The 19,911-nt window shown below is 47.0% G+C and carries 17 protein-coding genes; 7 read left to right on the top strand and 10 right to left on the bottom strand.

Going from position 1 to position 19,911, the window contains the following annotated elements:
- The first annotated feature begins 94 nt into the window (after positions 1 to 94).
- Complete coding sequence (locus BC343_RS01410; protein WP_078345930.1) at positions 95 to 793, top strand: head GIN domain-containing protein; 699 nt, start codon at positions 95 to 97, stop codon at positions 791 to 793.
- A 218-nt stretch (positions 794 to 1,011) separates the two neighbouring features.
- Here BC343_RS01410 and BC343_RS01405 read toward each other — a convergent pair whose 3' ends face one another.
- Entirely contained in the window at positions 1,012 to 3,288 is a 2,277-nt protein-coding gene (locus BC343_RS01405) for a PAS domain-containing sensor histidine kinase (RefSeq protein WP_078345929.1), read from the bottom strand.
- Positions 3,289 to 3,634: 346 nt separating this feature from the next.
- On the opposite strand from BC343_RS01405, the gene BC343_RS01400 reads away from it, so the two are divergent.
- Together BC343_RS01400 and BC343_RS01395 are read left to right on the top strand one after the other, a co-directional pair.
- Complete coding sequence (locus BC343_RS01400) at positions 3,635 to 4,753, top strand: SPFH domain-containing protein (RefSeq protein ID WP_078345928.1); 1,119 nt, start codon at positions 3,635 to 3,637, stop codon at positions 4,751 to 4,753.
- Positions 4,754 to 5,896, top strand: coding sequence for a zinc finger domain-containing protein (locus BC343_RS01395; RefSeq protein WP_078345927.1), 1,143 nt, complete (start codon positions 4,754 to 4,756; stop codon positions 5,894 to 5,896).
- A 128-nt stretch (positions 5,897 to 6,024) separates the two neighbouring features.
- Here the strand turns inward: BC343_RS01395 and BC343_RS01390 are convergent, their stop codons facing one another.
- Positions 6,025 to 6,471: an SRPBCC family protein gene (locus tag BC343_RS01390; protein ID WP_078345926.1), complete on the bottom strand. Its 447-nt coding sequence runs from the start codon at positions 6,469 to 6,471 to the stop codon at positions 6,025 to 6,027.
- A gap of 4 nt (positions 6,472 to 6,475) precedes the next feature.
- Entirely contained in the window at positions 6,476 to 6,802 is a 327-nt protein-coding gene (locus tag BC343_RS01385) for a metalloregulator ArsR/SmtB family transcription factor (protein WP_078345925.1), read from the bottom strand.
- Between the two features lie 116 nt (positions 6,803 to 6,918).
- Here BC343_RS01385 and BC343_RS01380 point away from each other — a divergent pair, with 116 nt between their 5' ends.
- Positions 6,919 to 7,623 carry a DUF4253 domain-containing protein gene (locus BC343_RS01380; RefSeq protein WP_078345924.1) on the top strand — a complete coding sequence of 235 codons (705 nt, stop codon included), beginning with the start codon at positions 6,919 to 6,921 and terminating at the stop codon, positions 7,621 to 7,623.
- 11 nt (positions 7,624 to 7,634) lie between these two features.
- Here the strand turns inward: BC343_RS01380 and BC343_RS01375 are convergent, their stop codons facing one another.
- Entirely contained in the window at positions 7,635 to 8,180 is a 546-nt protein-coding gene (locus BC343_RS01375; protein WP_078345923.1) for a 5' nucleotidase, NT5C type, read from the bottom strand.
- Between the two features lie 91 nt (positions 8,181 to 8,271).
- Between BC343_RS01375 and BC343_RS01370 the strand changes: the two genes are divergently transcribed.
- Complete coding sequence (locus BC343_RS01370) at positions 8,272 to 9,021, top strand: DeoR/GlpR family DNA-binding transcription regulator (RefSeq protein WP_078345922.1); 750 nt, start codon at positions 8,272 to 8,274, stop codon at positions 9,019 to 9,021.
- A gap of 109 nt (positions 9,022 to 9,130) precedes the next feature.
- Positions 9,131 to 9,790, top strand: a complete 660-nt coding sequence (locus tag BC343_RS01365) for a hypothetical protein (protein WP_143822029.1) — start codon at positions 9,131 to 9,133, stop codon at positions 9,788 to 9,790.
- A gap of 70 nt (positions 9,791 to 9,860) precedes the next feature.
- Here the strand turns inward: BC343_RS01365 and BC343_RS01360 are convergent, their stop codons facing one another.
- The 6 genes from BC343_RS01360 to BC343_RS01335 form a co-directional block, all read right to left on the bottom strand.
- Complete coding sequence (locus BC343_RS01360; protein ID WP_078345920.1) at positions 9,861 to 11,003, bottom strand: efflux RND transporter periplasmic adaptor subunit; 1,143 nt, start codon at positions 11,001 to 11,003, stop codon at positions 9,861 to 9,863.
- 13 nt (positions 11,004 to 11,016) lie between these two features.
- Positions 11,017 to 15,372: a CusA/CzcA family heavy metal efflux RND transporter gene (locus tag BC343_RS01355; RefSeq protein WP_078345919.1), complete on the bottom strand. Its 4,356-nt coding sequence runs from the start codon at positions 15,370 to 15,372 to the stop codon at positions 11,017 to 11,019.
- 84 nt (positions 15,373 to 15,456) lie between these two features.
- On the bottom strand, positions 15,457 to 15,837 hold the full coding sequence (locus tag BC343_RS01350; RefSeq protein WP_143822028.1) for a hypothetical protein: 381 nt from the start codon (positions 15,835 to 15,837) through the stop codon (positions 15,457 to 15,459).
- Positions 15,838 to 15,947: 110 nt separating this feature from the next.
- A complete protein-coding gene (locus tag BC343_RS01345) occupies positions 15,948 to 16,583 on the bottom strand; it encodes a hypothetical protein (protein WP_078345917.1) in 636 nt (211 codons plus the stop codon).
- Between the two features lie 100 nt (positions 16,584 to 16,683).
- The gene (locus tag BC343_RS01340) at positions 16,684 to 17,700 is read right to left on the bottom strand and encodes an EamA family transporter (protein ID WP_078346470.1); all 1,017 of its coding nucleotides are present in this window, start codon (positions 17,698 to 17,700) and stop codon (positions 16,684 to 16,686) included.
- 132 nt (positions 17,701 to 17,832) lie between these two features.
- Positions 17,833 to 18,333 carry a DoxX family protein gene (locus BC343_RS01335; protein WP_078345916.1) on the bottom strand — a complete coding sequence of 167 codons (501 nt, stop codon included), beginning with the start codon at positions 18,331 to 18,333 and terminating at the stop codon, positions 17,833 to 17,835.
- A gap of 83 nt (positions 18,334 to 18,416) precedes the next feature.
- On the opposite strand from BC343_RS01335, the gene pdxR reads away from it, so the two are divergent.
- Positions 18,417 to 19,910 (top strand): MocR-like pyridoxine biosynthesis transcription factor PdxR, encoded by a 1,494-nt coding sequence (gene pdxR / locus BC343_RS01330; protein WP_078345915.1) that lies wholly within the window; start codon positions 18,417 to 18,419, stop codon positions 19,908 to 19,910.
- Position 19,911: the final 1 nt, after the last annotated feature.

The following is a 19,911-nucleotide window of genomic DNA, read 5'->3' as shown; positions in this document are numbered from 1 at the left end:
CAGCATGACAAACTTCTTATGAGGATTTGAGTTTTAATGCAAATTTCCCTGTAACGGAATCTTTTCCCGCGCGTCCTATATAAAAACCTCCATTATGAAAAAACTAACAATATTCTGCTCTTTGGCCATAGCGGCAACTTTTGCTGCATTTAGCGCATCGGCACAAACTGTAACACGCAATGTATCGGGCTATACCGGTATCGAGTGTAATGGGCCTTTCAACGTTAAAGTAAAAATTGATGGCACCGAAACCCTTAAACTGGATGTGGATGCCGATGTGGCAAACGATATTAAAACCGAAGTTGACGGCGGCGTTTTAAAAATAAACCTGAAGAACAGCTGGTGGAAGCACCGCAACATTAAGCGCGGCAATATTTACGTTACCGCTAAACAGTTAAGCTATTTGGGTAATGGCGGTTCAGGCAACACCGTATTGGAAGGTACCATAACCGGCAACGATGCCAAAGTAGCACTCAGTGGCTCGGGCAACTTACAAGCGGCCGTAAAAGCACAAAATCTGGAACTGGCGCTTAGCGGTTCGGGGGGTATAAACGTTAGCGGTTCGGCTAATGATACCGAAGCTCGCATTTCAGGCTCGGGCGAAATAAATGCCAAACGGGTAACAACACAAAACCTTGCGGCACGCATTTCGGGCAGTGGCAGCGTTAATATCACGGCTAATAAAACTGTTTCGGCAAGTATATCAGGCAGCGGCGGTGTCGATTATTCGGGCAGCGCACGGGTAACTGAAACCCATGTTTCAGGTTCGGGTAGGGTTAATAAGGTTGATTGAGTTAAAAAATATTTATCAGAAGCGCAGTTTGAACTTATTCAAACGGCGCTTCTGTTTTTTCCCGCTGCCGCAAGGGTCCTCCCTTGTGGCACGCATGCAAAGCTAACCACAATGCCCCGGCGACTTGCAAATCGTACAGGTTCCCTCCTCGCCCCTACCACTCAACCCTACGCCGCTTGTTCGGGATGACATGATGGTATAGCGTTCGTTTATATTTCTTATTTCAGTGGAAATTCCAGTTTAAACGTACTCCCCTTATTCACTTCGCTTTCTACAGATATCTTCCCGCCGAGGCGTTCTACCTGCGTTTTTACCATAAACAGGCCCATACCTTTACCCTCTACACTCAAATCGAAGCGTTTGTAGAGGCCGAATAGCTGATGTCCGTTGCGCTGCAGGTCTATCCCTTTGCCATTATCTTCAAAATACAGGCAGGCCTTGTTTGCAGCTATTTTACTGCTGATATTTATAACCGGATCTACACCTGGCCGGCGGTATTTTATGCTGTTTACAATAAGGTTTTGGAAGATGCTGTAAAGGTAGGTTTTCAGGTTATTCAGCTTACTTGCGGCATCAAAATCGCAGTGTATTTTGGCGTGATGCTTGGCTATCAACTGGCTGTTACCTGCTTTTACTTCCTCAATAAGTTCGGGTAATGATACCATTTCCAGCGTATCGTTAGCCTGGCTGTTTACCTGCAAAATATGGTTCAGGTCAATAATAACCTTATCCAGGTTACTTACCGAAATACCAAGTGCCTGCAATGCCGGTGCGTTAGGGTCATCGGCGGCCATCTCGTCCGATAGGATATCCGACAGCCCCTTAATATTGGCCACCGGCTGCCGCAGGTTGTGCGATACGATGTAGGTAAACTGCTCCAGATCTTTATTACGTTGTATCAGATCGGTAGTAATATGGTCGCGTTCAAAATCTGCCTGTTTCTTCTCGGTGATATCTTTTAAGGTGAGTATAACGCCTATGGGCTGGTTTTGCCTGTTGAGCACATTTACCCAACGCACCTCAAACCATTGCAACTGCCCGGGCGCCGAAGGATAAGAAACCTCGTAAACAATAGGCGATTTGCGGCGTAGTTTCCTGAAAATACGTTGCACATCATCCACACGTTCGGGCAGGCAATAATAAAACGCCGATTCGCCTATGCGCAATTCCGTTTTAAAATACTTGTCGGCCAGGCTACGCGCGTTATTATTGAACGATAACAAACGCGTCTCTGTATCAAACAGCACAATGGCAAGATCGGTATTCTCGAACACCGAACGCAGGTTAGATTCTGATTGCTGCATAGATGCCTGCGCCAATTTACTCTCGGTTACATCCCGAATAAACACCGAAAGGCCATCCGGCGAGGGATAAATATGGTTTTCTTGCCACAGGCCCAGCGGTGCGTAATAATCTTCATTGGTTACATATTCCTGGTTTTCCATGGCTCGTTTAAAAGCCTTAAACGTATCAGAGTTCACCGCATCGGGGAACATCTCCCAAACGCATTTGCCAATCATGTTAGCAGCGTCAATACCTATCATTTCCCCTACACGGTGGTTGGCATAAGTGTAGCAGTAGTTTTTATCAAGCGCTATAAAGCCATCGGTAATGCTTTCGAGTATATTGCTTATCTGCCCGGTTTTCTCGCGTATCTGTTCGTCGGCCAATATGCGGCCCGTTACATCGCGGAAGTTGCAAACAATGGCCTCCACATCGGGGTCGTTCAATAAATTATTCAGCTGGCACTCTATCCAAATATAGTGGCCAAGTTTGTGCAAGGTGCGGTAAGTACCCACAAACGGTTTATCGGGTTGCGCCAATACACGCCTAAATAGGTCGCGCACAATACCCAGGTCATCGGGGTGTATCAGGTGTTCAAATTTTTCGGCGGCGCGTTCCTCATTACTCCAGCCATTTATACGCGCTGCGGATTTGCTGCGATAAAGCACATTCCAATAACGGTCTAACAGGGATATGCCATCGTAACTATTTTCTATGAGCGCCCGGAAACGGCGCTCGCGGGCAATTATTTTTTCGGTATTGGCTTTCACGCGGCGCTCCAGCTCAGCATTTACCAGTGTTTTTTGGTCTTCGCGTTTTTTCCTTTCGGTAATATCGCGGGTTATTTTAGCAAAACCTTTTAAATAACCGTCATCATCGTACAAGGTGGTCATCACCACATCAGCCCAAAAAACCGAACCATCTTTACGTACGCGCCAGCCCTGGCTTTCGTGTATATTGTTTTTAAGGGCAGAGGCCAGTTCTTCGTTGGGCAGGTTTTTACGACGATCCTGCGTGGTATAAAACATGGAGATGTGCCTGCCCACCACTTCATCAGTAGTGTAGCCTTTTATGTTTTGCCCGCCCTGGTTCCAGCTCAGGATGTACCCGTTAGGGTCGAGCATATAAATCGCATAATCTTCTATACGGGAGATGAGCAACTGAAGCAGCCTCTCATCAAATTCGTTTTGTATTAGTGCGGGCTTGGGCATAGCAAATCGGCTTAGGGGTTAAACAGGGGCATTGGTTAACAATAGGCAATATATTAAGTTAAGGGCAAATATTCAACCAGGCAACAAGGTGCTTAACCTGCGAGTAAATAAAACATCACCCACACAAATTCATAGTTTAAAAAATCGCGATATTTCTTTAAGAATACCTCACAGTTAATAACCTTTTAATTAAATGAAAGGCGCCACAACTGTTTGCTCTGAATAAAAAATGAACAAAATGAACAGAATTTACAGCCCTAACCTACAACGCATTGCATGAGAGGAATACGCGTTTAGCAATTGGATTTTTTTTGCCATCTTTAAAACCAACGTAACCAACATACCTATGGGAATATTAGATGCATTTTTTGACCAGTTTATTGATATAATTGAATGGCGCGACGATACCCCCGACACGATTGTTTGGAAATTCCCGCGTTATAACGATGAGATAAAAAATGGCGCTCAGTTGGTGGTGCGCGAATCGCAAGTGGCTATTTTTATGGATGAAGGCCGGGTAGCCGATGTGTTTTATCCCGGCACCTATGAACTAACCACCAAAAACATACCTATACTAACCAACCTCCGCAACTTGCCGCATAACTTCAATAGCCCTTTTAAGGCCGAAGTATATTACGTGAGCACCCGCCAGTTCCTGAACCAAAAATGGGGGACCAAAAACCCGGTGATGCTGCGCGATAAAGAGTTTGGGCCCCTGAGGCTGCGGGCATTCGGCTCGTTTAACTTTAAGGTAGATGACCCTAAGCTTTTTATACAGCAGGTATCGGGCACCAACCCCTACTATACGGTAGAAGATGTGAGCAGCCAACTACGCGATAATGTAGTTACTAACGGTATGGATGCAGTAGCTGAATCGAAACTACCAATACTCGAACTTGCCGCCAACTACAGCGAAATGGGCAAAGTAATACAGGATAGCGTGAACGGCGATTTTAAAGGCATAGGCCTGCTGGTTACAAAATTACTGGTAGAGAATATATCGCTACCGCCCGAGGTAGAAGAAATGCTTGATAAACGCAGCCAGATGAGCGTATTGGGCAACCTGGGCGCCTATGCTCAACTGCAGGGCACCGAAGCTATGGTGAAAGCAGCCGAAAATACAGCTGGCGGCAATATGGCTTCGCTGGGTATGGGGCTCGGTGTTGCGGCAGGTATAGCAAAGCAAACCGGCAACATTTTCCGCGAAGCTAACTTTGATGGCAATAACCCTTCCGGCGAAACAGCACCTCCAACATTCCCGGCCATACAATACCATGTAGCGGTGAACGGTAAGGCCGAAGGTCCTTTTGCTTTAGACGCTATTAAGGATATGGTAAGCGCAAAAACACTTACAAAAGATACCCTGGTATGGAAAAAAGGTATGCCAGGCTGGGCCAGTGCTGCTACGGCGCACGACCTTGCCGAGATGTTTGATAACGAGCCCCCGCCCCTACCATTAGCCTAAATGCCGCCCCAACAAACGAGCCCGCTACCAAAGCCGGCAGATAATATTGGCAATTCGCTTAAATGCGAAGGCTGCGGTGCTTTGCTGCAATTTGCGCCGGGCACGCGCAGCCTGCAATGCAGCTATTGCGGGCAAAGCAATGCAATTGCCACTACTGATGAAGCGAACAATATCGCCCCCATTGACTATGATAATTTTATAGCCAATATTGATGAAACACGCGCGACGGATAACATTAAGGTAGTAGACTGCCGCAACTGCGGTTCGCAAACGGTGCTGAATGCTTCGGTAACATCAGATAGCTGCCCCTTTTGTACATCGCCACTGGTATTGAACCAGCAGGCCGGCAACAATTACCTGCCACCGCATTATGTGCTGCCTTTTGAGGTGACACAGAAACAAGGCATTGAATATTTCCAGCAATGGCTAAAAGGGCTTTGGTTTGCCCCTAATGATTTAGCGCGCAAGGTTGGCGGTACGCGAAGTATTTTGCAAGGCGTTTACCTACCGCATTGGGCTTACGATGCCAATACCGTTACCGACTATACCGGCGAACGGGGCGACTATTACTACACTACAGAAACCTATACAGAAACGGTTGATGGAAAAACCCAAACGCGCACACGGCAGGTAAGGCATACCCGCTGGTCGTACACATCGGGTACGGTGCATTGCCGTTTCCGCGATGTGCTGGTATCAGCCAGCAAATCTTTACCCGAGAAAACAATGAACCAGCTTACGCCCTGGAAACTGGAGATGCTGGCCAAGTTTGATGAGCGGTACCTCAGCGGCTTCCGGTCCGAAACCTACCAGTTGCCGCCGCAAGACGGGTTAGAAAAAGCGAAAGATATAATGGGCCGCGATATAGATACGGCGATACGCGAAGACATTGGCGGCGATGAACAACGTGTTGACAATACCGCCACTAACTATCGCAATAAAGGCATTAAATACCTGATGCTGCCTGTGTGGGTGAGTGCTTATAACTATGGCAGCAAAGTTTACCAGTTTACGGTGAACGCCAGTACGGGCGAGGTAATAGGGCAACGGCCTTACAGTGTAATAAAAATTGTATTGACGGTGTTAATTGGGTTGATGCTGATAGCAGCGGCGGTTTTCTTTTTTATGCAACAGAAGAATTAGCAAACTTAAAATATTCACGCAAAGACGCGAAGACGCAAAGTTTTGCAATAACGTAGATATATCGCTCGAAATATCGCAAAACAGTGCGCTTATTTCTTTGCGGCTTTGCGCCGTTGCGTGAGAAATTATCAAATCTGCTTTGCCCGAAGATATTCCTCCAATTTCTCCACATTCTGTTTCAATCCCTCCTCCGCTTTGTGAGCCTTCACAACTATATCGCGCATCTCAGCCGTATCAAACAGCATACTCCAGTCCATATAAGTTTCGTTTCCGCGTGCTTCAAATAAAACGGTAGTAATAAAATGCGGGTTAAAATGCTCGTAAACTATCTTTTGCATCGGCACAAGTTCTAAAAATACGCTGCGGTTGGCATAGTCGGTACCATCAGGGCCGTGCATGGTTAAGCGCCATTCGCCTCCTTCGCTTACATCCATAGTTTGTATAGTGTTGGTAAAACCATTAGGCCCCCACCAGTTTACGATGTGTTCGGGGTTAGTCCAAACTTCCCATAGCAGGGCCACAGGTGCTTTAAAGATGCGGGTAATACGCATAGTGCGCAATTCCATGTCTTCCATAAGTTTATTTTTGTTGGTTTTGAATTTTATCGAGGTATTGCTCCAGCCTGTCGAAACGCTGCTCCCATATTTGCCGCAGTTCGTTCATCCACAGATCTACTTCTGCCATTTTTTCCATCTTCAACGCGTAATAGATCTCGCGCCCCTGCTCTTTGGCTTCTACCAAACCACATTCGGTGAGTATGGCAATATGCTTGGATATGGTAGACCGTGCACCTTCAAAATGGCCAGCTATGGCACCCGCTGTAATGGTTTGCGATGCCAACAACACCAATATAGTCCGGCGGGTTGGGTCGGCAAGGGCCTGAAAAATATCGCGGCGTAATATCATCGTGTCGTTATATAACGACAAATATAATACGTCGCCATATAACGACAAAACATTTTTTGAGTTTAATTCATAAATCCATTTCTACGAACCATATTTTAGTAGCCCGGGATTTTTTTATGAAAGCAAATTATTATAAATGGTTGTTTTGGGCTTATATACCTTGCCTACTTTCTGCTTGTGAAAGCAATGTAAAAAACGCCGCACATGGGCTTACTACCGCAGAGCGTAAACTCTTCGACAGCTTGCAGATAGATACCGGTATTGTAAAAGATATCAAGAAGCTAAACCATTCCAAAATTGAAGATTTCCACTATTCGCTTGGTCGGCTTTATGACGACGGAAAGGAAACCGAAGTTGACCCTATTCACTTAAAAGGCCTTGTATTCGACGAACAAGGCCCCAAATCATACAAACTTGTTTTTGACTTGAAAGACAGTTTTCGGCGGCAGGGCTACTCTATATTTCTATTAGAAACTAATTTCAATATCGGTAAAAAGCCCGACCGCATTGCTGTGTTGAAGACAACAGATAAGTACGCTATTTTGAAGCAAATTGGTACCGATGGTATTAATTATAACATTACAAACGACTGCCTGATAACCATTATCCATAAATTCGACAAAAGGTATTCGCTCGAACTCATTGCCGCCTCAGGCGACTGGTGCGAGTTTGTAATCCACAACGAGCCAAAGGACTGGCTTGCCTTTGCTAAAGACGTATACGCCGTATGCCCCGACGTAGTTGACCAGGGCGCAGAAAGCGTTGAAGCTATGGCCGGCGAAATGCAGAAAACCAAAAGGCTTTACCTTTGGTGGGATTAGCGCCCACTCAGTTAAGCTTCAGCTTTTTCGCTCCTGTACGGTTCCATCAACTCCAGCACTTCTTTCCAATTATTTACCCTTTGGTGGTGGTGTAATTCGGTATTGTGGAAGGCATCGAACATGATGGGTTTACCGTGGCAGAAGTCGAGGTTTTTGCAGTGGTCATCTATCAAGAAATCAGTTTTGATGATGCTTTTATCGCCGCAAAAAACAATGTTGCGCCAGTTGATAAAAGGGAAATGCTCTTTCAGCCAATCGTATTTCTCCGGCAACGATAGCGGGAACTCCATGGCTGCCGATACGATGTAAACATCAAAGTCTTCCATCAGCGACTTCACGGCCTCTACTGCCCCATCCATCAGCGGCAGCGTGCGGAAAAAGCCGGGCTTGTTCACCATTTGGTGGCCAATGCCGTTAAATGCATCGTGCTCACTTTTGCCTGCAATATCCTGCCGGGTCAATCGGATGCCGGTTTCCTGTTCGTAATAATCGAAAAAATGGGGTTCGGTGTCGGCCATTACGCCGTCCATGTCAATAGCTATAGTTTTTCTTTTCATAATCTGCAATAATTTGATGCAAAGGAAATGATTTATTGCAATATATTGCAAACTTTATTTTTTATATTTGCAACACATTGCAAAAAGAAGCATGATAAAAGACGAACGCCTCGAACAAATATTAGAGCATGTTACCCGCCAACGCAGCGTGTCGCTTACCGAATTAAGCACTGCACTAAATGTATCCGAAGATACCATCAGGCGGGATATCAAGATATTAGCTGATAAAGGGCAACTAAAGGCCGTGCGTGGCGGGGCGGTAGCGCACTCCCCCATTCCTCATCACTACCGTGCAAGGGAAAAGCACGATATGGCACAAAAGCGCATTGTGGCTGCAAAAGCTTTGCAATTTATACAGGATGGGCAGGTGATATTTTTGGATGGCGGTACATCTATTCAAGCTCTTGCGGAGATCATCCCGCCCGAAATGAAGATAACCGTAGTTACCCACAGCTTCCCGGTAGTAAGCGTTTTGGAAGACCACCCCAATGCCGAAGTGATATTTGCAGGTGGCCGCTTATCAAAACTGGCCTTCACCACCACAGGTTACGAAACCATCCAAACCTTCAAAAACTTCCGCGCGGACTTGTGCCTATTCAGCGTTTGCAGCATACACCCTACCATGGGCTTAACTACCGTAGAGCACGAGGAGGCTCAGGTAAAACGCACCATGATGGAAATGGCAGGCCAAAACATCGCACTATCCACCATTGATAAATTAAACACTGCCGAGAGCTACTACATAAGCCCGATGACTGATATTGATGTAATTGTAACCGATGTTGAGCCGGTGGATGAGCGGTTAGTGGCGTATAGGAAGTTAGGGATTGCGGTGGTCTAAATAAATGGCTTCGCTAACAATTGCTATATTTAGGGTACGGATAAGCTGGTCTTTTTGTGGCCAGCATGTAAGTAAGAAACCGCCGCTTCTTGATAAACGCATTGGTATAATGGATATTGAATTTAGATCGAGAAAGTTTCATCCCGAGGAAATAAGGCTTCTAAAAAGCCTTAAAAGCACGATCGGGAAACAAAGCCTTAACCAGATCAAATATTACCACTTTTTGATAGCTGCTGGTATCGGCGCCGCCTTTACCTACTTTGCTACTTTAACATCCAAAAGTTTTTGGGTACTTCCTTTCGGCACGATAGCTGTTCTTGCCATTGGTTTTATAGTATTCGTTCCGTTCGAGATCTTTAAAGCACGTAGAAAAACCCGTGGTATAACAAACGAATTAGATCATTTTATTGAAAGCGGGATAGTAGCAACTTCATTTGTAAGTGCTAAACGAATTGCCCTCGCAAAGGAATATGACGACGAGGGCAACCTGTTTATTATAGAACTTACAGATAATAGACTGCTATACTTTTGGGATTATGAATACAATTTGCGAGGCAAGTTCCCGTGCCTGGAATTTGACGTTTATGAGGACCGTTTCTACAAGCTCATAGGTAGACAAATTTATCCGCTAAGCGCTCTTGTAAAGCCATTAGTTATAAATAAAAAAGCTAAATGGAATTACATGAAAAAGATGGGAGTGCCGGGGCATTTGCAAACTGACGATACCGATTTTGATAAACTGATAGAAAACTACAACGGGGTTAATTAGTGCGTTAACAAAAAAGCGCCTCCCACTCTCATGAAGGGCGCTTTTAAAAACTCTATATTATCTCTAAAGACTATTCCTCATCCCCGCTATTCTTCATTTTCATCAATAAAGCATAAGCGTTTTTAGTAACAACCGGGGTCTTATCGTTAACACCGGCGCCGCTTATTTGCAGGGTACCATCGTGTTTATTGCCGGGTGTTACCTCCGTCATTTTAAAGCTATTGCCGCCGGTTTGCACGTACAGGTAATACTTGTTTTGCCAGCGCACAACGGCATCTTCGGGCACGGTAAGCGCAGTGGCGTTATTCACCTCTACTTCGGCATTCATGAACATGCCGGGCAGCAGTTTAGCATCAAAATCTTCAAAATGGCAGTGCACGCTGGCCATTCGGTCTTCGTTCAGGTTTTTGCTGATGAGGATGATCTCCGCCTCGTGTTTTTCTTCAGGATGGTTATTGGTGTAAGTGATCACCTTTTGGCCTATAGATAGCTTATCCACATCCTTCTCAAAAACATCAAGCGCCAGGTGTATATCCTTAGGGTTCACCAGTTCGAACAATACATCCGTAGGCGAAGTGTACTTACCAATATTGATATTCACCTTTGATACAAAGCCATCTATCGGCGAAATGATGTTCACGCTTTTAGAGATATTACCTGCGCTAAGGCGTGCCGGGTTAATGCCTATCAACTCCAACTTTTGCGCCAGCGACAGCATCAGCACGCGCTGGGTTTGCATTTCGGCACGGGCCTGCTGGTAAACTTTATCGCTACTGGCTTTGCTGGCATTCAACTCCTGCTGGCGTTTAAACTCTGCTTCGGCATAAATAAACTTCTCTTTTGCCGATAGGTAATCTTGCTGCAACTGGATGAACTGCATATCTTCCAGCACGCCCAGTACCTGTCCCTTGCGCACATGCACACCGGGCAGCAGGTCGGTACGTTTCAGGTATCCGCCCAGCGGGAAGCTTACGCTTACGGTGCTTTGCGGCGGTACATCAATAGCACCCTGCAATTTAAGCGTGCCCGATATTTTGCCTAAAACGGGAGCCCCTACGCTTATCCCGGCATTTTTCATCTGTGCGGGTGTAAGGCTTACAAGCGTGGTGTCGGCAACGATTGCTTTGTCTGCTGTATCCTCTTCTTTGGCCTTCTTATCGCCGCAGGCGGCCAGCATTAGCGCGGCACAAAAAACTATATTGTATATTTTCATGAGATATGATGGTCTATTGGTTATTCAATTTTTGTAGTTCGATGATGGATTGGTTGTATTGGTGCACCATATCCAAATACTCGTTGCGGATGTTCACGGCCTGGTCTACCAGTATCACCCATTGCAGGTAATCTATATCGCCGCCGGTAAACTGCTTGTTGGCCGTACCAATGATAACATCGGCATTTTTCAGTCCTTGTTTTTCATAGTAGTTTAATCCCGACGCATATTTGAGTACATGTTTCTGCGAATTGCTGATGCGTGTACGCATTTGCACTGCCGCAAGGTTGGTACGCGCTTCCGCGGCCTGCCAATCGGCACGGGCGGCAGATGCTTTTGCAGATTGCGCCCCGGCAAACAAAGGTATACTGATGCCAGCCGCAACGTAATTGAACCTGCGGTTGGTGCCTATATAGGTTTCTTGCCCGTTAATTATCTGCGGGCCTGCCAGGCTCTGGTTATTGTAGCCCACAAAAAAATCGGGCAGCAGGCGGGCTTTCTCCGTTTTCCAGCGGAAACGCGCCGCTTCTGATTGCTGCGCAAAAAGCTGCACTTGCGGTAGCCCTGTAGTGCTATCCGCCACGGTTACGTACCCCGCGTTTATCTTTACGCTATCCAGCAAAGGCCTGTACTGCACCGAATCCTGCAACAAGGCGTTGAACTGCGTTAAGGCCATTTCCTCGTCTGCTTGCACCATGTTCAGTTGGTTATTTATTTGCAGGTGCCGGTTTTGGGCCGTGGTTTTCTCCAGTACATTGGCCTCGCCTACTTTAAAGCGCAGGTTGGTTTTGTTCTCGAAAAGACGGTAAATACTATCGGCATATTGCAGTAGCTTCCGTTTTTCGTTCAGCCAAACCAGCTCGTAATAGAGCCGCCTTACTTCCGCCCTGATATCCTGCTGCACCAGTTGCGTTTGCGCGCGCGATGCCAGGTAACTTGCCTGCAAAGCCTTCTTTTGATTACTGTAAACCGTTGGGAAATTGAATGATTGAGTTACGCCAAAGCGGGTATCATTTATCCCGGTGTTTATCTGCCCGTAATCGGCACTTAGTTCGGTTTTGGGTATATCGAAGTAAGTTTTTTGGCGGATATTATCTGCCTGCTCGCCTAACCGCGCGCCCTTCATTTGCAGGTTGTTCTTCAAGGCAATGTTGATAGCATTCTCTGCACTAACCGGCACCGATTGCGCGTTGGCGTTCACCCCGCCGGTCAACAGCATACCTGCAACTAAAACAGTAGCATTGGGTTTCAATTTCATCTTTTTATCGAACAAAAGGTAAAGCGCCGGTAATACGAACAACGTAAGGAATGTAGCGGTGATCAATCCGCCTATAACCACCGTAGCCAGCGGTCGCTGTACCTCGGCACCGGCACCATTGCTAAGCGCCATAGGCAGGAAGCCAAGCGAAGCTACTGCAGCCGTCATGAGTACAGGGCGCAGGCGGTTACGTGTGCCCTGCATCACCAGTTGCAGCGCATCAGTTATTTTGCCTTCCTGCTTTATGCGGTTAAACTCGGAGATGAGTACAATGCCATTCAACACCGCCACGCCGAACAGGGCGATAAAGCCCACCCCTGCCGATATACTAAAAGGCATACCCCGCATAGCCAGCGCGAATACACCGCCAATAGCCGAAAGCGGAATGGCCGTAAATATCAAAGCCCCCTCTTTTACCGACGAGAACGCAAAATACAGCATCACAAAAATGAGCAGCAGCGCCACCGGCACCGCAATGCTCAGGCGTTTTTTGGCCTGTTGCAAGTTCTCAAATGCGCCTCCATAGGTAATGGTATAGCCCGGAGCCAGCTTCATTTTAGCTTCTATCTTCTGCTGCAATTCTTCCACTATCGATTGTACATCCCTACCCCTGATGTTAAAGCCAACGGTGATCCGCCTGCGGGCGTTCTCGCGCTGTATTTGGTTAGGGCCTTCCACCTCGTCAACACTGGCTACCTGGTAAAGCGGGATGGCTTGTCCGTTAGGTGCGGCTATCAGCAGGTTTTGTACATCGGCCAAATTGCGGCGGCCTTCGTTGCCGGCACGCACCACCAGGTCGAAACGTTTTTCGCCCTCGTAAACCTTGCCAGCGGCGGCACCGGCGAATGCTGTTTTTACGGTGCGGTTAATGTCGGCTATGTTTAACCCGTATTTGGCAATTTCCGCGCGGTTGTATTTGATTACTACCTGGGGCATGCCGGTTACCTTTTCTACATACAGGTCGGCGGTGCCATCAACCGTTTTGCTGATGTTGCCTATCTGCTCGGCATAGCGGGCCAACTGGTTCAGGTCTTCGCCGAACACTTTGCAAACCACATCCTGCTTGGCACCTGTCATCAACTCGTTAAAACGCATCTGCACCGGGAACTGGAAGCCCATCGTTACACCCGGCACAGCCTCCTGCACGGTGGCCGACATCTTTGAGGCCATCTCGGGGAAGCTTTTGGCACTCGTCCATTCGGCCTTATCTTTAAGTACGATAATCATATCCCCACCTTCTATGGGCATGGGGTCGGTAGGTATTTCGGCGCTGCCAATACGCGATACGATCTTTTCAACTTCGGGGAATTTATTTTTAAGCAAGGCTGATATCTGCTGAATAGTGCCGATAGTGGTACTCAGGTTAGTACCCACCAGCAGGCGTGTTTCTACCGCAAAATCGCCCTCTTCCAACTGCGGGATAAACTCTCCGCCCATCCTGCCGAAAATAGCTACCGCTACAGCAAACAGACCGAAAGCTACGGCCACCATGGTTTTGCGCGCCTGCAAAGCTTTGGCCAGCCAGCGCTGGTATACACGCTCTATGCGGTCCATCACCCTATCCGAAAGATTTGGCTTGTGCGATATCTTTTTGCTGATGAACATGGAGCTCACCATCGGCACATAAGTAAGCGACAAAATGAACGCACCCAAAATGGCAAAAGCCACCGTTTGGGCCATGGGCTTGAACATTTTACCCTCGATACCCGAGAGCGACAAAATAGGCAGGTAAACAATCAGGATAATGATCTGCCCGAAAACCGCGGCGTTCATCATTCGCGATGCAGAGCCGGTAACTTCTTTATTCAAATCATCTTGCGAAAGCTCATTTACGTCTTCGTACTTGCGCGAGAAATGCAGGTGATGCAAAATGGCTTCCACAATAATTACGGCACCATCTACTATCAAACCAAAATCCAGCGCACCAAGGCTCATCAGGTTACCGCTCACGCCAAAAGTGTTCATCATAATAATGGCGAACAACATGGCCAACGGAATTACCGAAGCCACAATAAGCCCCGCACGCAGGTTACCCAAAAAGATAACGAGTACAAATACAACGATAAGCGCTCCTTCCAGCAGGTTACTTTCTACCGTACCAATGGCATTGTTCACCATTTTTGTACGGTCGAGGAAAGGCTCTATCACTAATCCTTCGGGGAGTGTTTTTTGTATTTCGGCAATGCGCTCTTTAACGTTTTTAATAACCGCCGATGAGTTTTCGCCCTTCAACATCATTACTATAGCGCCGGTTACCTCGCCTATTGGGGCGTAGTTGAGTGCCCCGTACCGGGTTGCCGCGCCAATTTTTACGTTAGCCACGTTGCGTATCAATATAGGTGTGCCGCCCGGCGAGTTCTTCACGACAATATTGTTGATATCATCGATATTACCCGCCAAGCCCTCGCTGCGGATATAAAGCACCGTTGGCCCTTTTTCGATGTAAGCACCGCCTGTGTTTTGGTTGTTGTTGTGCAGGGCATCAAATACATCGGCAATGGTTAGGTTCATGGCCTTTAGTTGAGCAGGATCCACTGCTACCTCGTACTGCTTTAATTCGCCGCCGAATGTTGATACATCGGCAACACCTTTGGTGCCCAGCAATTGGCGGCGCACCAGCCAATCCTGTATAGTACGCAAATCGGCCAGCGAATATTTTTGTTCGAAGCCCTTTTTAGGCCTCAATACATATTGATAAATTTCGCCAAGCCCTGTGGTTACGGGTGCCAATTCGGGCTTGTTGGCGTTCTCGTCTATCTCTACCTGGGCAAGCCTTTCGGTAACCTGCTGGCGTGCCCAATAAATATCGGCATCATCATCTACCACCACGCTAATAAGCGATAGCCCGAAGCGCGACATACTGCGGCTCTCTTTTATGCCGGGGATGTTACTGATGGCCTGCTCAATGGGGAAAGTGATTAGCCGCTCCACATCCTGTGCGCCCAGCGCGGGCGCTGTTGTTATAATTTGTACCTGGTTGTTGGTAATATCGGGTACGGCATCAATAGGTAGCCGGGTGACCTGGAATATGCCGTATATGATCCAAAGGCCTATAAATAACCCAACCACCAGTTTGTTCTCTACCGAGAACCTAATGATCTTGTTAAGCATAATTGCTGTTAAATGAATTGCAAAATGCCACACCGCCAATTAGGGCAGCGCGGGCAATTAATTAAGAAAATTTAGGGGTGCAATTCAGGCACAGGGTGGCCTAAAGGGGGCTGACAATGCCCTATCCGGGCAGAATTGATGGGTGTATTTAGAGAACACCTGCTCTACAGGCAAAACAAATTCGGTGATATTAGTGAACTGTACAGGCGGCAGAATGATGTTTTGAACGATATGTGCATCGGCTTTTTTAAACGGAAGCGCCATATCGCGGTCGTTATCATTATCGTCCATATCGTCGCCCCAGTAGTGCATCTCCAGGAAATCCACAAAACTAACACGGCCATTGCTGCGCTGCTTGTGCTCCGAAAAGTGCTCGAAAAGGACAGGCAGCTTAAACAGCTGATGCAGTTCGTCTACATCGCTGGTAAGCAACAACAGCATTAAGTATATACCTATCTTCTTCAATATTGCAAAAATAGAGAAAGTGCGGGGAATAGCAAGAGGCGGGTTTGGGAGGTTTGTAACTTTTGTGTTGGGAGTGATTGATGATAATCTCGATGCCCTATTACAAATTGCTAAAAGCCTGTCGACCGAGAAGCTAAGATTTCGTCCAGTTCTTTCTTTCGCGTCCAGTCAAAATCAAGATTTTTTAAAACCAATTCCTGTTTACTTAACTTGAAGATATACCATTCCAAATACTCCTTCATACCGTTTTGGTAGAAGTCGAGCCAGTTTTTATAATTCTCCGGAATTGGGCTCCTGGGCCCATACAATGGCCTATTGAGAATCTTCGGCAGGTTTAATTCGTCAAGATAACGTTCGAGGATATATTTTAATCGCTCATCACTTTTCTCCCACCATTCAATAATCAAATTAATGTTCCAATGTCGACTGCCATCAAAATAATATGCGCCGAAAGGGTCAACAAATGCTGCGACTAAAGTTTCTTTTAACTCATAGTCGTTCATCGGCTGCTTAAATATAACCTCGTGATAACCTTCATCTGCTCCAACGTTATTCATAGCCTCTACCTGCCCGGTACCGCAGTTATCAGTAAATGTTGTATAAATAGGGCCGGGAGTATTTAACCAATCTATTTCCTTAAAATCACCATCGGCATTAAGTCCCCAGCCATCGGCGAAGTCAATAAGCTCCTGAATATTAACAATAGGTTTAAATAAAATGGCCTGTATATCTTCGTTCGGAATCATGTCTTATAAAAGTAACACAAATCGATGAAATCAAAAAAGCCCTCGGTTTTTCAACCAAAGGCTTTGCGCTGCAAGCGCACACTATTTAATTTAACTGATCTTACGAATTTGCGCTGCAAAGCTTGTCGGTCATAACTACTTCTTCGCGGCTTGGAATGGCGGGTTTGGCGGGCTTAAGCATTTGCGGTTTACCGGCAGCGTATTTATCTAAATTAAGCAGCAATACACTTAGCAGGATGATAACCAAGCCTACTATCTGCAAGCCGCTTATCACTTCGCCTGCAAACAACACACCCAGCAATACGGCAATAACCGGGTTTACGTACGAGTGTGTGCTTACCTGTGTAGCGGGCCTTACCTGTAGCAGCCATACGTAGGCACTAAAGGCCGCTATCGAACCAAAAAAGATGAGGTACAACACGGCCAGCCAGGCTTGTAGGGGCACGGCGGTGATATCAAAAGCCGCATACTCGTGGTTAATGAAACCTGCGGGTAAAAAGGCCAGCCCCGCTGCCATCATTTGCCAACCGGTGTTTACCCGTGCCGGTGCCCCCGTAGCAGCTTTTTTAGAATACAGCGAACCGCCTGCCCAGCCTATCGGGCCGAGTATTAACAGCCCCAAGCCTACTAAATGCTGTGTATCCAACCCTCCTGCTACAGATCTGCTGAACGCTTCGCCAAATAACAATACTACCCCGCCAAAGCCGATGAAAAGCCCCAAAAGAATGTTGCGGCTTTTGAAGTTCAGCCTCCAGTTGGCTTTATCCAATATCACAAACCAAATTGGGTTGGCAGATACCATAATGGCCACCATAGCGCTGGGCAGAAATTTCTCAACCCATATCACTATCCCATTAGCAACAAACAGCGTGAATAAACCTGCAATGGCCGAGGTTTTGATGGTTTGTTTATCGAATATTTTGTCGCCTTTTATGTAGCACCAGCCAAGCAATAAAATGCCTGCCGCAATAAAGCGCATAGTGCCCATTATCATTGGCGGTACGCCCTGTAGCGCCATTTGTATAAAAAAGTATGTAGAACCCCAAACCACGTATACCGCAGCAAACGCTATCACTACTAATAAGGTGGATGGTTTATTGGTTAATTTAGTTTCCATTGTGATCATATAAAATACATGTGAGCCTTGCTTCTACCGGGAAGCAAAGAAAAATTGATAGATGAACTTGTTTAAGGTGCCCTGACCCGTTGAGGCCGTTCCCTTTAAAGAGGCAAGATGCGGGTGAGGCACCTACCTAATTATATCGATCAGTTCATCGCCTTCGTAGTAGCCATTACGCCTGCAAACGGGCAGAAGTTTCAGATTATCTACGCTATAAACGTAAAAAGGTGCAGTTGCCAACACCAGGCTGGCCCCGCAGACGGTAAATACCGAGTAATTCAGCGGCGCATCTATACCGAAAGAGATAGCCATTGATAAGGCGAAACTTATGCTTAATAAGGCGCTCGCAACCGCTGCAATACGTGTATATGCGCCAGCCAGCAGCATTAGCCCTATAAGTAATTCGGCGGTGGTGGCTATTACGGCCAGTGGTTGCACCATAGCATCGGGCAGAAAGCCCATTACCTGGTGGCAATAGTCCATAAAATGTTGCCAATCGCCCCAGCCTACGTGCGGCTGGCCATGCGCGCCAATAAAGCCCAGCCTATCTGCAGATGCCCACAAATAACTTGCGGCAAGTGTTATCCTTAAAAAAACAGATGGTGCTTTAAAGTTTCCGGCGAGTTGCATGGCGTGGTTTGTTTTATTGATATAAAATTACGTACTTGGTGGACTATACATATAGTCCAGAAATAACAATACAGATAGTCCAGATGGAATTATTGGAAAGCCTTGTTTGCATTGATAAAAACCTGCCCGTGCCGGTGTACCTGCAGGTGGCCAACGAAGTGATATGTTCTATACGCAAAGGCATCCTGAAACCGGGCGTTGCTTTGCCCGGCAGCCGGGTGCTGGCCCACTCGTTAAACGTGCACCGCAAAACAGTTGTGGCCGCTTACGATGAGCTTTATGCACAAAGCTGGGTTGATGTGCTACCGCGTAAAGGCATATTTGTAGCTAAAAACCTGCCCACGGTTGCCGCCCGTTCTATTACCAATGCGCAGCAACCGCGCGGCTTCGCCAAAGAAACGCTTTACAAGGTTGATGATACGGGCGTTATTTGCCAGGACATGTTTGTGGCTCCTCCGGATGGTAACCTTGTGTTTAATAACGGTTCGCCCGATACGCGCCTCGCCCCGCTGGAGCTGATGATACGCGAATACCGCCGCCTGGCCTCACAAAAATTCAATACCAAATACCTGGCCTACGGGCCCGAACAAGGTTCGGAAAACCTGCGGATAGAGCTGGCAAAATTCTTTTCGGAAACGCGGGGCATGCATGTAAGCGCCGACAACATCATCATTACAAAAGGGGTGCAACTGGCGCTCTACCTGGTAAGCATGGTACTGCTTAGTAAAGGTGATACCGTAATAGTGGGCGACCCGGGTTACAGCATGGCCAACGAGGTTTTTATGCAGGCCGGTGCCAACATTGCCCCGGTACCGGTAGATGAATTTGGTATTTGCCTAGATGCTGTAGAAGCGCTATGCAAAAAGCAAAAGATACGGATGCTATTTGTGATACCGCATCACCACCAACCCACAACGGTTACCCTATGCAGCGAAAGGCGCATGCGCCTGCTGGAATTGGCGCGTATTTACAAATTTGCTATTGTAGAGGATGATTACGATTACGATTTCCACTATGCCAGCAGCCCTATTTTGCCCTTAGCCAGTGCCGACGACCATGGCAGTGTTATATATGTAGGCTCGTTTTGTAAAACCATTGCTTCGGGCTTGCGCATCGGCTTTATGATAGCCCCGCAAAATCTCATTCTGCAAGCTACACGCCTGCGCCGCCTTATTGACAGGCAAGGCGAACAATTACTGGAAGAGGCTATGGCCAACCTGCTAAAGAACGGCGACATAGGCCGCCACTTAAAAAAAGCCAACAAACTTTACCACGAACGCCGCGATGTACTGTGCCGCCTGCTGAAAGAAAAACTGGGCGATAATGTAAGCTTTACCATACCCAATGGTGGCTTTGCCGTTTGGATGGAATATAAAAACGGCATAGACCGACTGAAGGTAACCGAAAAAGCCGCCGAAATGGGCCTAACCATTGGCAGCGGCTGCGAGCACTACCACGACCCATTGCAGCGCCACAACTTTGTACGCCTCGGCTTTGCATCCATGAACCCTAAAGAACTGGAAGAAGCGGTAGATATTTTAGCAAGGGCGGTGAAGAAGGTGTTGGCGGGAGGATGAG

This window comes from Mucilaginibacter pedocola, from assembly GCF_002013915.1.
Taxonomy (GTDB): Bacteria; Bacteroidota; Bacteroidia; order Sphingobacteriales; family Sphingobacteriaceae; genus Mucilaginibacter; species Mucilaginibacter pedocola.
Note: the sequence above shows the minus strand (reverse complement) of the source record. Positions and strands in the feature narration are given on the sequence as shown.

What these genes read in the sequence shown, in the direction of transcription:
- BC343_RS01375 (WP_078345923.1), bottom strand. Translation starts at nt 8,180, where the DNA reads ATGAAAAGAAAAACTATAGCTATTGACATGGACGGCGTAATGGCCGAC.
- BC343_RS01405 (WP_078345929.1), bottom strand. Translation starts at nt 3,288, where the DNA reads ATGCCCAAGCCCGCACTAATACAAAACGAATTTGATGAGAGGCTGCTT.
- BC343_RS01340 (WP_078346470.1), bottom strand. Translation starts at nt 17,700, where the DNA reads ATGGAAACTAAATTAACCAATAAACCATCCACCTTATTAGTAGTGATA.
- BC343_RS01380 (WP_078345924.1), top strand. Translation starts at nt 6,919, where the DNA reads ATGAAAGCAAATTATTATAAATGGTTGTTTTGGGCTTATATACCTTGC.
- BC343_RS01345 (WP_078345917.1), bottom strand. Translation starts at nt 16,583, where the DNA reads ATGATTCCGAACGAAGATATACAGGCCATTTTATTTAAACCTATTGTT.
- BC343_RS01400 (WP_078345928.1), top strand. Translation starts at nt 3,635, where the DNA reads ATGGGAATATTAGATGCATTTTTTGACCAGTTTATTGATATAATTGAA.
- BC343_RS01385 (WP_078345925.1), bottom strand. Translation starts at nt 6,802, where the DNA reads ATGATATTACGCCGCGATATTTTTCAGGCCCTTGCCGACCCAACCCGC.
- pdxR (WP_078345915.1), top strand. Translation starts at nt 18,417, where the DNA reads ATGGAATTATTGGAAAGCCTTGTTTGCATTGATAAAAACCTGCCCGTG.
- BC343_RS01370 (WP_078345922.1), top strand. Translation starts at nt 8,272, where the DNA reads ATGATAAAAGACGAACGCCTCGAACAAATATTAGAGCATGTTACCCGC.
- BC343_RS01360 (WP_078345920.1), bottom strand. Translation starts at nt 11,003, where the DNA reads ATGAAAATATACAATATAGTTTTTTGTGCCGCGCTAATGCTGGCCGCC.
- BC343_RS01395 (WP_078345927.1), top strand. Translation starts at nt 4,754, where the DNA reads ATGCCGCCCCAACAAACGAGCCCGCTACCAAAGCCGGCAGATAATATT.
- BC343_RS01365 (WP_143822029.1), top strand. Translation starts at nt 9,131, where the DNA reads ATGGATATTGAATTTAGATCGAGAAAGTTTCATCCCGAGGAAATAAGG.
- BC343_RS01390 (WP_078345926.1), bottom strand. Translation starts at nt 6,471, where the DNA reads ATGGAAGACATGGAATTGCGCACTATGCGTATTACCCGCATCTTTAAA.
- BC343_RS01355 (WP_078345919.1), bottom strand. Translation starts at nt 15,372, where the DNA reads ATGCTTAACAAGATCATTAGGTTCTCGGTAGAGAACAAACTGGTGGTT.
- BC343_RS01410 (WP_078345930.1), top strand. Translation starts at nt 95, where the DNA reads ATGAAAAAACTAACAATATTCTGCTCTTTGGCCATAGCGGCAACTTTT.
- BC343_RS01335 (WP_078345916.1), bottom strand. Translation starts at nt 18,333, where the DNA reads ATGCAACTCGCCGGAAACTTTAAAGCACCATCTGTTTTTTTAAGGATA.